The sequence below is a fragment of the Micromonospora sp. PRAS1 genome (genome assembly GCF_059553435.1).
The window spans coordinates 169,362-182,708 of the sequence record NZ_JCANNB010000010.1; the positions used below are offsets into that span (position 1 = coordinate 169,362).

Sequence of the window (13,347 nt, forward strand, 5' to 3'; positions counted from 1 at the left end):
GTCCACAGCGGCTGGTGATGTGTCGGGTCGTCCAACGGCCGTGATCCCGCAGCGACGGGTGGTGCGCGAACGCAGCGTACGCCGGGGTCGTCTCGGGGTGGCGGTGGCCCTGATGGCGGTGTGTGCCCTCGGCGCGGTGGCGTTGTTCGGGTACGTCAGCCGTACCCAGCCCTACCTGGCACTTGCGCGGGACGTGCCGGTCGGTGCGCAGCTCACCGCCGCTGACCTGGTCACCGTGCATCTCAATCCGAGCCCGGGAATCGTCGGTGTGCCGCAGGACCAGACGCAGAACATGATCGGCAAGTACACCGCGGTGGCGTTGCTGTCCGGAACCCTGCTCAACCCGGGTGCCCTGGTCGACAAGCCGTTTCCCGCCCCCGGCGAGCAGGTGGTCGGGCTGTCACTCAAGGCGGGGCAGATGCCGTCGACCCCCCTGCGGCCGGGCGCCACCGTGTTGCTCGTATCGACCGAGGAGACGGCCCAGGGCGAGCCGGCTGCTGCGGCGCCCACGATCCGCGCGATGGTGGTGCACGTCATCGCGGGAGCACGGGACGGCACCGCCACGGTGTCGGTCGCTGTCGGGCAGAGCGACGGGCCACTTGCCGCCCGGCTCGCCGCGCAGGGACGCCTGGTCCTGACTCTCACCGCGGGGGAGTAGCCATGGCGCTGATCTCCCTGGCCAGCGCCAAGGGATCGCCTGGGGTAACGACAGCGGCTCTTGCCTTCGCACTGAGCTGGTCGCGTCCGGTGGTGCTGGCGGAGTGCGACCCCGCTGGAGGTGACATCGCCTCCGGGTACCTGCGGCACCTGGACCTGGACGGCGGCCATGGGCTGATGCAACTCGTCGTGGCCGAGTTACGCGGCCAGGCTGGCGACCAGTTCTGGTCACAGCTGGTCGACCTCGACCCACCCGCGGCGCGACGTCTGCTGCTTCCCGGCATCGCCACGCCCGCACAGGCGGCCAGCCTCGCCCCCAACTGGCACGGGCTCGCCGGCTTCTTTGCCTCGCTCGAACACGGCGTGGGTTTCGACGTCATCGCCGACTGCGGACGGCTCGTCGCCCCACACACCCCCTGGCCGCTGCTGAGCCGCGCCGACCTCGCGCTACTGGTGGTCAGGCCGACGCTGTCCTCGCTCCGTCCGGCCCAGGCTGCGGTGCAGACCCTGCTCGCGGGAGCCGGCCCGGCGAGCGACGGCCGGATCGGGTTGCTGGTCGTCGGCGACGGGGATTACGACGACCACGTCGTGGCTCGGCACCTCGCGGTGCCGGTGATCGCTCATCTGCCCGAGGAGGCTCGCTCCGCCCGGGTGCTGGGGCGGGGCGGCACGGTCCGGACCAAATGGCCGTTGCTGCGCGCGGCGGCCACGGCCGAGCACCGCCTCAGGGGAGCCATCGCCCACCGCCGGGACCGGTTCCGCCGCCCTGGCACCCAGGAGGCGCTGCATGTCGACGTTTGAGCAACCCCGGTGGCGCGTTCCCGAGAACGGCCGGCCTTCGACGTCGCGCGTGGCCAGGCCGACGCCGAACAACGGTCACGCCAGTGGCAGCGGCGCCGCGCTGGCCGTACCGGTCTCGCCGGGGCCTGCGCCAGCGGCGCACGAGCCCGACTACTCCGTCATCCGGTCACTCCAGAACGCGGTGAGCGACGAGTTGTCACGGCTGTTGGCGGGGCGCGAGTCCGTCAGCCCAGCCGACCGGGAAGCGGAGGGCCAGCGGGTCGCGTCGCGACGCGTCAGTGAGTACGTCGACCAGCAGCGGGTCAACGGCACCCCGTTGAGCCGCCACTACGAGCAACGGCTGCTCGACGGCGTACTCGCCGCGTTGCTGGGCCTCGGCCGACTCGACCGGCTGCTGCGCGAACCCTTCGACACCATCACGATCCTCGGCTGCGACGGTGTCCGGGTCGAACGCCCGAACGGGCGCATCGACTTCGAAGCACCGATCGCCGACAGCGATGAGGAACTCGTCCTGCTGCTCCAAGCTCTGGCCCGTCGAGCCGGCGGCACCGAACGGGCACTGACCAAAGACAAACCCACCCTGAGCATGGAGCTGCCCGGCGGCCAGCGTCTCGCCGCGACGTACCTGGTGACGCAGCGGCCCGTCGCGGTCATCCGCAGCCACCAGATTCTCAAGGTCACCCTCGAGGAACTCGTCACCCTCGACCAGGCCGACCCGAACAAGAGCGCCATGATCGACCCGCTGCTGCGCGACTTCTTCCGCGCCGCGATGCGGGCGGGCCTCAACATCATGGTCGCGGGTGTGCCCGGCAGCGGTAAGACCTCTCTCCTGCGGGCGCTGGCCAGCGAGATCCCGGCCGACGAGTGGATGATCATCATGGAGGAGGCACGCGAGCTCGGCCTGCACAAGACCGGACGTCATCCCTGGGCGGTCTCGATGGAGACGCGCGAGGGCCACGGTGAGCGCGGCCCTGACGGCCGGCCGGTAGGGGAGATCACGCTCCACGACCTGATCCCGATCGGGTTGCAGCTCAACGCCCGCCGCATCATCGTCGGTGAGGTTCGGTCCCGAGAGATCGTCGCCATGCTCCAGGCGATGGGCACCACCAACGGATCCCTGTGCACGATCCACGCTCGCGAGCCCGGCCTGGTCTTCGATCGCGTGGTGGAGCTTGCCCTCAGCCACCGCGACGAGCGATCAGACCGGCGGGCTTACCTACAGGTCGCCAACGCGTTGGATCTGGTCGTCTACGTCTCCCTGGTGGACGAGAGCGGAATCGGTGGCCGCAAGCACCGCTTCGTCTCCCACGTGATCGAGGTGGGCGGCCTGGTGGAGGACGGCCGACCGCGTACGACGCAACTCTTCGGACCAGGGCCTGACGGCCGCGCCGTACCGATGCACCAGCCGGACCGGCTCAAACAGCAGTTACTCCTCGCCGGCTACGACCCGACCGTCCTGACCACGTACCGCGGCCGAGGGGCCTGGCCCCGACCGCTACCGCGTCTGGGCGTACGAGCATGAATCCGCTCCTTGTCGCGGGCCTGCTCGGCGCCGGTCTCGTCGCCGGCCTGGTGCTTGGCATCACCGCACTCACCGGCACCGCCGAGCCGGACCGCCCTCCATCCCGGCTTGCGGCGCGGGCGCGCTGGCTCTGGTACGGATCAGGCACCACCCGGGAAGCCCAACGTCGCCACCAGGCCTGGGTGTTCGGGGCACTCGGCGCAGGGATCCTCGCGTGGATCGTCAGCGGGGTGCCGGTGGCGGCCCCACTTGTCGCCCTCGCCGTCCCGGGCGTGCCGTGGCTGATGTCGGCAGGGCGGGAAGAGCAACGCGCCATCACCCGCGTCGAGGCGGTAGAAGCGTGGACCCGGCGGCTGCGTGACGTGGAGGACTCCGGTGTCGGGCTCCAGGAAGCCATCGTCGACACCGCCCAGACCGCGCCGACCGCGATCGCCGCCGAGGTGCAACTGCTCGCGGCGCGCATCCAGGCCGGAGGGGATACCGAGGCGGCGCTCTACGAGTTCGCCGATGCCCTCCGTGATCCCGTCAGCGACCAGGTTGTGGTGGCGCTCGCGCTACACCTCAGCGATCGGGGCGCCCGTTTGACCGACGTGTTGACCGGCATCGCGGAGGCAGCGACCGACGAGGTCGCGATGCGTCGAGAGATCTCGTCCAAGCGATCAAGAGCACGGTTCCAGATCCGCTTCCTCACCATCGGGTCGATCCTGTTGGTCGCGTACGGCCTGGCCAGTGGCCAGTACACCGCCCCGTACACCGAGCCTCGCGGTCAGGTGGTGCTCGCGATCCTGGCCTGCGCCTTCGTCGGCTGCCTCTGGTGGGCGCGGACGCTGAGCCTGCCGCCCGCCGAGGAACGGTTCATCGCGGCGGATGCCAGCGCCCGGAGCGCCTCATGACGACCTGGATCGGCATCGCCGCCCTGCTCGGCGCAGGATTCGGCCTGGCCGTGTTCCTGGCATTCCACGAGCTTCGCCCAGCCAGTCCCGCACTCGGCCCGGCGCTCGCCCGACTGCAACCTCCGACCGGTGATTCCGCGGCGCCAACCGGAAGACCCAGGAGCATCGGCCGCCTCGCCGTACGCCTGCACCGCATCATCCCCGCAACCGATCTGCGGCTGCTCGGCCGTACGCCGGAGGAGTTCGTCACCAGTCTGATCGTCGCCGGATTCCTCGGGCTCGCCGTGCCGTCGATCATGCTCGGCCTGCTGGCCCTGATCGGGCGAAGCTTCGGCACCGGGTTACCGGTCTTCGCGGTGATCGGCTTCGCCGTCCTGCTCATCGTCCTCGTCTACCGGGACGTCGGGCAGAAAGCTGTGATTGCCCGGCGCGAATGCCGCCGTGCCGTGTGCACGTACCTCGACCTGGTCGCGTTGCAGCGGGCCGCCGGGCGCGGCACCGAGGAATCGCTCACCCGCGCGGCAGGCAAGGGCAGCGGCTGGGTGTTCGCCCGCATCCGGCAGACCCTCCTGCACGCTGAGCTTTCGGTTTCCGCCCCGTGGGACGGGTTGAAACGGCTCGGGAACGACCTCGGCGTGCCGGAACTCGGCGACCTCGGCGACATCATGCAAGCCGCCGGCGTCACCGGTGCCCAGGTCTACCGGACACTGCGGGCCCGAGCCACCTCACTTCGCGCCCAGATCCGCACCGACGAACTGGCCCGGGCCGAGCTGCGCACCTCCCAGCTGGAGATCCCCGGTGCGCTGCTCCTCGTCGTGCTCATGCTGCTTGCTCTCTACCCCTTCGCAGCACGACTGCTCGACGCACCCACCGTCGACTGACCAACAGACCAGGAGGTCGCCATGGACGCCCCGAGGCAAGCCGTTTGGGTCGGGCACGCGCTGCGGCTGCTCGCCACGCTTCGCCGCGACGACCGAGGCGAGGTCGTACCCACCGCGATCATCTACGCGATCGCCGCAGTCGTCGCGGTCGCGCTGCTGACCGCCGCCTCCGACTACGTGTTCGGCTGGATCGGACTCTGGCCGGACGCCGCAGCCCCGGCCACGCCATGACGAACCCTCGAACAGCGTCCATGGGCCGGAGATTCAGGAGATTGGTGGGGGACCGGGGCTCGACAAACATCGAGATGGCGATCCTCTTCCCGATCTTCGTGGTGATGCTCCTCCTCGGTGTGCAGATCGCACTGGTCTTCTACGGCCGCACGGTCGCCCTGGCCGCCGCGCAGCAGGGCGCCGCCGCCGAGGCGGCCTACGGCGCGCCGGACGGAGCAGGCGACGCTCAGGCCAGCGCGTACCTCACCCGGATGGGCGACGTACTCACCGACTGGGAGGTAACCGTCACCCCGGTCGTCGAGGGAGCTCCGGAGCCGACGGGGGTACGGGTCACCGTCACGGGCCGCAGTCTCGGCTGGCTGGGCCTGCAGTTCGAGGTGAGCCAAACCGCCTACAGCCCGGTGCAACGGTTCACCACGGAGAACGACTCGTGATGCGGACCCGAGATCGCGGCTCGGTCACCATCGAGCTGGCCATCCTCGCACCCAGCCTGCTGCTGGTCGCCAGCTTCGCCATGCTCGTCGGTCGAGTCTCCCTGGCAAACGCCGCACTCGACGCCGCGACCTACTCCGGCGCCCGAGCCGCCTCACTGGCCCGGGACACATCCACTGCGCAGAGCCGGGCCGAATCCTTCATCCACGCCACCCTCGAAGCGCAGGACATTTACTGCCTCAACCTGCTCGTCGACGTGGACACCACCCAGTTCGGCCGGGACGTCGGCGAACCAGCCAGCGTCATCGTGACCGTCGAATGCCGCGTCGACCTCTCCGCCGGCGCCATGCCCGGCATGCCCACGTCCCGATGGATCACCGCCACCTACAGCTCTCCGCTCGACCTTTTTCGGAGCAGAGCCGGATGACACATCGCCTTCTCACAGACCACGCCGCCCGGGACGCCGGCCGGATCGGGCTGTTCTACGCCATCATGATGCCCGGCCTGATCGCCATGATCGGCCTTGCCGGAGACGGCGCCGGCTACGTCCGTACCACCCAACGCGCAAACAACATCGCCGCCGAAGCGGCGAGAGCGGGCGGGCAGGCGATCCGGCTCCCCGAGGCCATCAACGGCGAAACAAAGACGGTCGACACGACCAAGGCGATCAACGCTGTGTCCGACTATCTCGCCACCGCGGGCATCACCGACTGGCAGGCGACCGTCGACGACGACGGCCAACAGCTCACCGTCACCGTCACCGTGCAGTACGACCCGCTCCTGGTCGACGTCCTGCCGGGCGTCACGACGATTCCCGCTCACGCAACCGTCACCGCAACACTGCTGGTGGGATGACCGATGACCAGAGACACGTCCTCTGCCAGCCGAGCCGGCATCCTTCACCGGCTCGCCGCCCAACTGGGCATCCTGGCCACGCTCGTCGGCATCCCGTACGCCTTGTATGCCCTGAGCGGCAACCCACTGCCCGACGAGGTCCCCAACTGGTCGCAACTCGGGGAACTGCTCACCACCCGCGACGACGGCGGCCTGTTCCTGACCGCGATCGCCTGGGCCGGCTGGATCGGCTGGACCTCCTTCGCCCTCCCGCTGCTGGTGGAGATCGTCTGCCACGTCTTCCGCTGGCGCCCACCCAGAATCCTCGGCCTCGCCTGGCAACAACGCCGCGCCGCGGCGCTCGTCGCCGCTGCCCTGTCCATCGGCGCGGCACCAACCGTGGCCAGCGCCAACGCGGTCACGATGCCGGTAGCGCCGCCGGGCATAGCCGCCCCCGCGTACGGGCAGGACGGTATCGCTCTCACCGCCACGCACACGATGATGTCGGGTACGGGCGCCAACCAGCGGCCGGCGACGGACAGCAGAGCGACCTACGTGGTAGCCCGGGGTGACTGGCTCTACTACATCGCCGAACGGACCCTCGGCAACGGCGACCGCTACATCGACATCGCCGAACTCAATCCGGAGATGAAAAAGGCGGACCCGCGCTTCCCCGACCACATCGTTCCCGGCCAACGACTCCGCCTCCCGGCCGACGCCGACGACCGAGGCCCACGCCGCCACGCCACCGGCCACATCCGAACGCCCGCGAACCCTCCCGCGCACGAGGAAGCCCCGAGCGCGCCCTCTCCAGAAAGCACACCCACGCCGCCCCCAGCGACTCCGACACCGTCGGCGGCGCCAAGCCCCAGTTCAACACCCGAAGCATCCGCGCCGACCCCCGATACGGCATCGGCCTCGCCCACCGCTGCGGCCGAGGAAGAACCACCGGACGCCGAGATCGCCGACAGTGACTTCGATGCTGTACTCCCCATCAGCGCAGCCCTCGCCACCGCCGGACTGCTCGCCGCGCTCCTACTGATCCGCCTCACCCAACGCCGCCGCCGACAGCGTCAGCACCGGCGCCCCGGCCGTCGCCTCCCCACACCCCACCCCGTCACCGAACGGCGAGTCCGCGCGGCTGCCCAACCCGTCGACGTCAACCGGCTCGACCACGCGCTTCGCGCCCTGGCGAACGGCCTGCGCGACCGCGCCCCGGCCGACGTACCCGACCTGGCCGCCGCCTGGCTCTCCAGCGGCGAAGTCCATCTCATGCTGGCCCAGGCCAACACCTCAGCGCCCCCACCCTTCCAGGCCGACAGCACCGCGATGAGCTGGATGCTGCCCGCCACAGCGGGCCTTCCCGACGTGGACGACACCCTGGCACCCCTGCCGGTCCTCGTCACTGTGGCGTCCCGGCCCGGCGGCGACCACCTCCTCATCGACCTCGAACGCACCGGACTGCTCGCCATCAACGGCGACCCGGAACGCGCCGCCGACCTCATCCGATACATCGCCGCCGAACTGGCAACCAACCAATGGAGCGACGACGCCGAAGTCGTGCTCGTCGGCTTCGACCCCGCCGACGCGGAAAACCTGATCACCATCGGCGGCAACCGCATCACCACGGCAACCTCCACCGCCGACGCGATCGAACGCGCCCGACGACGCGCCGCAGCCAACGCCGACGCCATGACCGACAGCGGCATCACATCCACACTCGCCGGACGGATCGGCGACATCGCCGCAGACGCCTGGATGCCACACGTCCTCCTGATCGCCGACGGCGCCGACATCGAGAAAGACCTGACGACCCTCGAAACTGAACTCCGGCTGGCCGGCCGATGCGGAGTCGCGGTCGCCGTCGTCACCGACACGGCGACGACCTGGCAGGTGGAGGTCAACGGCGAAGGCAGCCTGGCCATCGACTGGCTCAGCATCACCGACACCACCGCCACCCGGCTACCCCGCGACCAACTCGCCCGCCTGGCCCCCGTCATGCGGGCCGCCCGCGCCGCCGCCCCCACCGCCGACGAGCAGGTGCCCGCCGCGCCCGAGCCGGAACCCTGGGCAGAGGGCGTCGACGCGCACGGACACCTGCTCGACGACACCACGCCGCACCACCATGACGAGCAACTGGGAGAGAACGGTGTACGCGACGACCCCGTCGCCGGACACCCGACGACGAACGAACGCGTACAGGAAGGGCTGCCGGCCGTGCCCGAATCCGATCGCACCCCGGTGCCCACCCAAACCGGCACCACCGCGACGCAACCAGTCGACGTCCAGGCCCTCACCCCGATCAGCGATACGGTGAAAACCCGGACGAGCACGCCAGTAAGCCGCCGCGAACCCCACGACCCCACCCTCGACGAGGACCTTGACGCCTGGTACCGACCAGACCCCCACCGCCCAAGGATCGCCGTCCTCGGGCCAGTCGAGGTCAACGCCGCTGGGGAGCCGCCCGACGAGCGCATCCGCTTCTACTCCGAACTGGTCGTCTACCTGGCGCAACGGGGCCGAGCCGGAGCGACCGGCGACCAGATCGACGACGCGCTGTGGCCCGACCGCGGCGTCAACGCCCGGAGTCGCCGCGTCGCCATCAGCAAGGTACGCCGCTGGCTCGGAGAGAACGCCGATGGCACCCAGTGGCTGCCGCCCAACGCCGGACCGGACCGGCTCTATCGGCTGACCCCCGGAGTGCTGTTCGACTGGCAGCTGTTCCGTCGCCTCCGGGCCCGTGGCGAAGCCAGAGGAGCGGCAGGATCAGACGATCTACGCCGGGCGTTGGAGTTGGTCCGCGGGGAGCCTTTGGCGGGAGCCGAGCTGCCGTACTCATCGGGCTACCGCAACCCCTACACCTGGCTGCCGGGCAGCGACGTCCAACCGCACAACCTCGCCTCCGCGATCGTCGACACCGCACACCAACTGGTGAATCTGTACCTTGAGGCTGGCGACACCAGCGGAGCCCGATGGGCGGTGGAACGAGCCTGGATCGCGGACCCCGCCCGCCTCGACGACCACCCCTGGCTCGACGCTATGCGGGTCGCCCACGCGGACAACCGGTCAGCCGAACTCCGCGCCCTCCTCGACGACCTCGTACGCACCCGCGAGGTGGAAGTCCCGGAAGACCTTTCCCCCGACACCTATGCCACGCTGCGCGAGATGATCGGAAATCTTCTGAGGGTTGGCTAGCCCGAATCAGAGCCCAGCCGCCGGCATGTCTGTCGTGATCCAGCCGAACGCGCCAGGGACGACTCCACGACAGCGACCGGCAGTGCAGTGATCATGCCGTGGTGCTGAGGACCGGGCCTGATCTGTCCAACGTGGTGGCCGGCGACCGGGCCCCGACCGCCACTACGTGGCCGCCCGAGGGCTGGCCGACCGGGCCGGGGCCGCACCGGTGGATCCGGCCGGTGCCGTATCCCGAATGGCAACGGACAGAAGGACGACGCCTCTGGGGACAGTGGATGGCGACAGGAGGAGTCTGGACGGACGTGACCACCGGCAGTCGGCCGGCCCCGAACAGCGGTGGGTGGTGGCTCGCTGCGCCAGGGTGCGCCTCCGCCGACATGCGTCGGCTGCCCGCCGGTCGACTCTCGTGCCGCGTGACGTCAGTTGGGTGTGGAACGCAGCTGCTCGACGGCTTCCTTTGTGTAGCGCCCGACAAGATCGGCGAGTTGTGCATCGTCCAGCGTTTCGAGGCTGATCACGACGGCCAGTCGTCGGAGCCTGCGTGCGGTGATTCGCAGGATCTCCGTGCGGGCTGTGCCCGCCTCCCCGGCGGCGGCCAGGTGACCCCGGGCGATGGCGCGGGCGACACGGGGGTGCGCGCCGAGCGTGGGACGTTCGAGGATGGCGACGGCTTCATCCTCCAGGAGCTGGGGCCCCAGGTCGTCTCCCAGGTTGTGGATGCGGATCCACAGGCGTCGGAAGACATTTCGGGGACGTCCGATGAGGCGTTCGTACCCCGGGCGTCGTTGATCGTTGGGCCATCGCCAGAATGCGACGTCCGGCAGAAGGACCAGGCTGAGGAACGACCACACATCCTCGCTGCCGGCGTCGGCGGGAACGATGGCCATGTGGCGGTACAGGATCGGGGCGAGTTTCCGGTCGAACGCGGTGCCCCTCGTCTTGGTCACCGGTGCAGGCCAACCCGCCTGTGTGGCGGTGGCGCGGACGGAGTGCTGCAGGGTCCGGAGGTCGTCCTCCGTTGCCCGGTGTGGGGCTGTCGGGTACCAGGTGGTGCGCGGGTCGTTGGTGCTGGACAGCTGTCGTAGTTCCTCGGGGGACCGGCCGGTGCGGGCGGTCAGCAGTTCCTCGGCGACAGGCGCGGGCAGGCGCGGGTAGACCTGCAGACGGCTCATACGAGGACCTCGTCGATTCCCTGAAGGACTGCCTCGAGATCAGCGGGGTCGTAACCGTTCTGGCTGCGCAGGTCGGACAGGGGCCGGTCGGGGAAATAGCGGTTGATGAGGTTGAGGAACAACTCCCCGAGGGTTCCCTGGCCGTATTCGTGGCTGTCCTGGAGGTCCTCGCACCGTAGCGCTGTCTGGATGAGCTGGCGGACGAGGTCGTGTCGGAGGAACTCGGCGAGCACCCTGGATTCCTTCGCATCCGGGTGATGGAGCATTGCGGTGATCGCGGGGTGGTCCGTGTTCAGGTACAGCCGGATGCTCCCGGTGTCGGAGGCATCGAGGTCGGTGGCACAGGACAGGTACCACAGCGCGCGGCGGCCTTCGGCCAGGCCGCTGTCGGCGAAGCCGGTACCCACGACGGGGAACCGGCTGGCGCTGCCCTCCAACCTGAAGCGTCGTCGGTCCTGCCAGAGGATGACGCCTGGCCGGTCGGGTGCCAGAGGTGAGACCGCGTCGGTGTCGGGTACGGCCAGCACCAGCCGTGCCTCGATGTGCAGGAGACCGCCGATCTCGGTACCCGGGACCTCCACGCCCGTCTGGTTGGCACCGTCGGTGAGTCTGACGGGTGCCGAGTTGCCGCGACGGTTGGTGGCACTGCTGTGCCAGGTGAGGAACCAGCGCAGGTCGGCGGCGGGGGACAGGCCGCAGTCCTGCAGGAGCCCGGGTAGGTCGACGTGCAGCGCCCAGTCCGCGGTCAGGTCGGTGAAGTAGTCCCAGTCGGGGACGGGGTGTTCCTCCGGGACGGGTGTGGCATGGGCTCCGGCGGGGGTGACGGTCACGGTCGTGGACCGGATCCGTCCGTCGGCCGGTGTCAGATAGCCGGTGCTGATGGGTGCATTCACCGGTGCGTCTCCTCGTGTCGTACGCGGAGGGTCACGGCGGCGTCGGCGGGTTGTGTCAGGGTGACGGTCCAGTGCCGGGGTGGGGCGTCGGTGAGCACCAGGCGTGGCCCGACGGTCAGGGTGCCGGTGTCCCGGTCGCGCCAGTGCACCACCTCGACCGGGGTGGTCTCGTCGGCGTCCTCCGGTGCGCTGTCCGCCACCGCGACCATCGGTTGGGCGGTCAGCGACAGGACGGTGCCGTCGGTCGGAGGTCGGGTGAGGTCGATGTCGAACTCCACGCCACGGCGGCCGTCGGGCAGCATCGTGGGGCGTGCCCGTGGGTGGAACCGCAGGAGGGCTCCCCGGGTGGGGCGGCCGGGCCGGTCCTGCGGGGTGCCGTGGCCGGTGGTGCCGGCGGGTGCGGAGGAGCCGGTGCCGGCGTGCGGACCGGCTGTCGTCGCGGCGTGACGGTTCGGTGGACGGGGCGCCGGTCCCGCAGCGGGAATCCTCGAGTCGGTTCCCCCGGGTTGGGTGTCGAGCAGCGAGCCGAGCTCGTTGGCCAGTCGTGAGATCCCCGCCGTGGCTCCGGTGATCGGAGCCGATGACTCGAGGGCGCGGCGGTCCTTGAAGATCCGGTCGATGCGTTGGAGTGTCTGGCTGACCGGGTTGCGGGCGTAGCGCTCTCGTTGTGCCAGACGCGGCTGCCACCGGTCGTGCGTGGGTGGTTCGGCGCGGGCGAACTCGTCGTCGAGTGCGGGGTCGGCGAGGAAGACACCGCTGATGGCCCGGCCGAAGGGATCCGGTGTGACGCCGCGGTACTCCACGACCAGGCCCGGTCCACGCATGAGGGCGATCTCGGCGGGCGGGCGCGCGTGGCTGCCTGTGAGGTCGGCCCTGAGGGTCCGCCAGGCCAGGACGCCCAGGCGTTGTGCGGGTCGCTCTCCACGGATCTCCTGCACCGACCAGGGCCAGTCGTGCTCCTGCGGGTTGCCGTGCAACATGTCGTGGCAGTGCCGGTATGCCTCGACGAAGTGGCGGAGCCGGGCGTCGGTGGCCGGGTGGGGGAGGTCGATCACGTGTCCGTCGACGCTGAACCCGAGGCTGAGGACAGGCCGGTCTCCCGCTGGTCCGGCGATGTTGGCCCACGCGTACCGCGTGGCCGTGTCCGCCATCGCGGCGACGACGTCGGCGAGACTCTCCTTCGCGGTCCGGGGCGCGAGGACCATGATGGAGGTGCCGGTGCCACCGTCGGGCAGGTGTGTCATTCCGACCGCCCGGGCCAGATGGTCCGCGGCCGTGCCGGTGATCGGCTCTACCCCGACGTCGGGGTGGGATACGCCCCACCAGTGGCGTCCGGTGTACTGGATCCGGTCGTTGCGGTAGGGGTCGGTGAGGGACATGCCGATCAGGCGGGTCTCGGTCCCAGCGGAGCTCCTGACCCGGGTGAAGATCGCAACTGTGCCGATGTCGCTCGCCTCGAACAGGACGGCCTTGCCGTAGCCGTAGGTGCCTCCCGCGTAGCCCTTGTCGGGATGCCGTCCGACGTTACGGACGAGGTCGACGAAGTCACGGGGGTCGTCCCTACCGACCCGGTCGGCCCGCGTGGGTCCGCCGAGCCCGCTGGTCCCGGTGTCGGTGACGGTCAGGACCGCGAGGTCGGGTTCGTCCAGGCGCGCACCGGGCAGGAGGAGACGCAGGTTCTGCAACTGTGTCTGCGTGAGGTGCCATCCGTCGACGCGGAAGTGGACCGGGCTGTCGCCGGTGGCGGCGTCCCAGCTGTTCTGCAGCGTCTCGCGCAGGAACAGTTCCCAGAAGTCCATCGAATAGGTGCCCAGGGTCCGTCGCACGGACCGTGCA

The 13,347-nt window shown here is 70.1% G+C and carries 13 protein-coding genes; 10 read left to right on the forward strand and 3 right to left on the reverse strand.

What is annotated here, in order from left to right; all coding sequences use genetic code 11:
* Positions 1–61: 61 nt before the first annotated feature.
* From AC507J_RS12585 to AC507J_RS12630, 10 genes are read left to right on the forward strand one after another with little or no spacing between them, the layout of a single operon-like run.
* Entirely contained in the window at positions 62–658 is a 597-nt protein-coding gene (locus AC507J_RS12585; RefSeq protein ID WP_496289309.1) for an SAF domain-containing protein, read from the forward strand.
* A gap of 2 nt (positions 659–660) precedes the next feature.
* Positions 661–1,458: a CpaE/TadZ family protein gene (locus AC507J_RS12590; RefSeq protein ID WP_496289310.1), complete on the forward strand. Its 798-nt coding sequence runs from the start codon at positions 661–663 to the stop codon at positions 1,456–1,458.
* Complete coding sequence (locus AC507J_RS12595; protein WP_496289311.1) at positions 1,445–2,980, forward strand: TadA family conjugal transfer-associated ATPase; 1,536 nt, start codon at positions 1,445–1,447, stop codon at positions 2,978–2,980. Before AC507J_RS12590 ends, AC507J_RS12595 begins: the two co-directional genes overlap by 14 nt.
* On the forward strand, positions 2,977–3,873 hold the full coding sequence (locus tag AC507J_RS12600) for a type II secretion system F family protein (RefSeq protein ID WP_496289312.1): 897 nt from the start codon (positions 2,977–2,979) through the stop codon (positions 3,871–3,873). The genes AC507J_RS12595 and AC507J_RS12600 overlap by 4 nt, the downstream gene beginning before the upstream one ends.
* The gene (locus AC507J_RS12605; RefSeq protein ID WP_496289313.1) at positions 3,870–4,754 is read left to right on the forward strand and encodes a type II secretion system F family protein; all 885 of its coding nucleotides are present in this window, start codon (positions 3,870–3,872) and stop codon (positions 4,752–4,754) included. The genes AC507J_RS12600 and AC507J_RS12605 overlap by 4 nt, the downstream gene beginning before the upstream one ends.
* A gap of 21 nt (positions 4,755–4,775) precedes the next feature.
* Positions 4,776–4,985: a hypothetical protein gene (locus tag AC507J_RS12610; protein ID WP_496289314.1), complete on the forward strand. Its 210-nt coding sequence runs from the start codon at positions 4,776–4,778 to the stop codon at positions 4,983–4,985.
* Positions 4,986–5,029: 44 nt separating this feature from the next.
* Positions 5,030–5,419 carry a TadE family protein gene (locus tag AC507J_RS12615; protein WP_496289315.1) on the forward strand — a complete coding sequence of 130 codons (390 nt, stop codon included), beginning with the start codon at positions 5,030–5,032 and terminating at the stop codon, positions 5,417–5,419.
* Positions 5,419–5,844 (forward strand): TadE/TadG family type IV pilus assembly protein, encoded by a 426-nt coding sequence (locus AC507J_RS12620; protein ID WP_496289316.1) that lies wholly within the window; start codon positions 5,419–5,421, stop codon positions 5,842–5,844. The genes AC507J_RS12615 and AC507J_RS12620 overlap by 1 nt, the downstream gene beginning before the upstream one ends.
* Entirely contained in the window at positions 5,841–6,272 is a 432-nt protein-coding gene (locus AC507J_RS12625; protein WP_496289338.1) for a pilus assembly protein TadG-related protein, read from the forward strand. The genes AC507J_RS12620 and AC507J_RS12625 overlap by 4 nt, the downstream gene beginning before the upstream one ends.
* A 3-nt stretch (positions 6,273–6,275) precedes the next feature.
* The gene (locus tag AC507J_RS12630; RefSeq protein WP_496289317.1) at positions 6,276–9,446 is read left to right on the forward strand and encodes a peptidoglycan-binding protein; all 3,171 of its coding nucleotides are present in this window, start codon (positions 6,276–6,278) and stop codon (positions 9,444–9,446) included.
* A 419-nt stretch (positions 9,447–9,865) separates the two neighbouring features.
* Here AC507J_RS12630 and AC507J_RS12635 read toward each other — a convergent pair whose 3' ends face one another.
* Genes AC507J_RS12635 through AC507J_RS12645 form a run of 3 tightly spaced genes read right to left on the reverse strand, consistent with a single transcriptional unit; the run spans position 9,866 to position 13,337 of the window.
* On the reverse strand, positions 9,866–10,618 hold the full coding sequence (locus AC507J_RS12635; RefSeq protein ID WP_496289318.1) for a DUF6339 family protein: 753 nt from the start codon (positions 10,616–10,618) through the stop codon (positions 9,866–9,868).
* Entirely contained in the window at positions 10,615–11,511 is an 897-nt protein-coding gene (locus AC507J_RS12640; RefSeq protein WP_496289319.1) for a hypothetical protein, read from the reverse strand. Before AC507J_RS12640 ends, AC507J_RS12635 begins: the two co-directional genes overlap by 4 nt.
* Positions 11,508–13,337 carry a hypothetical protein gene (locus AC507J_RS12645; protein WP_496289320.1) on the reverse strand — a complete coding sequence of 610 codons (1,830 nt, stop codon included), beginning with the start codon at positions 13,335–13,337 and terminating at the stop codon, positions 11,508–11,510. The genes AC507J_RS12640 and AC507J_RS12645 overlap by 4 nt, the downstream gene beginning before the upstream one ends.
* Positions 13,338–13,347 lie beyond the last annotated feature (10 nt).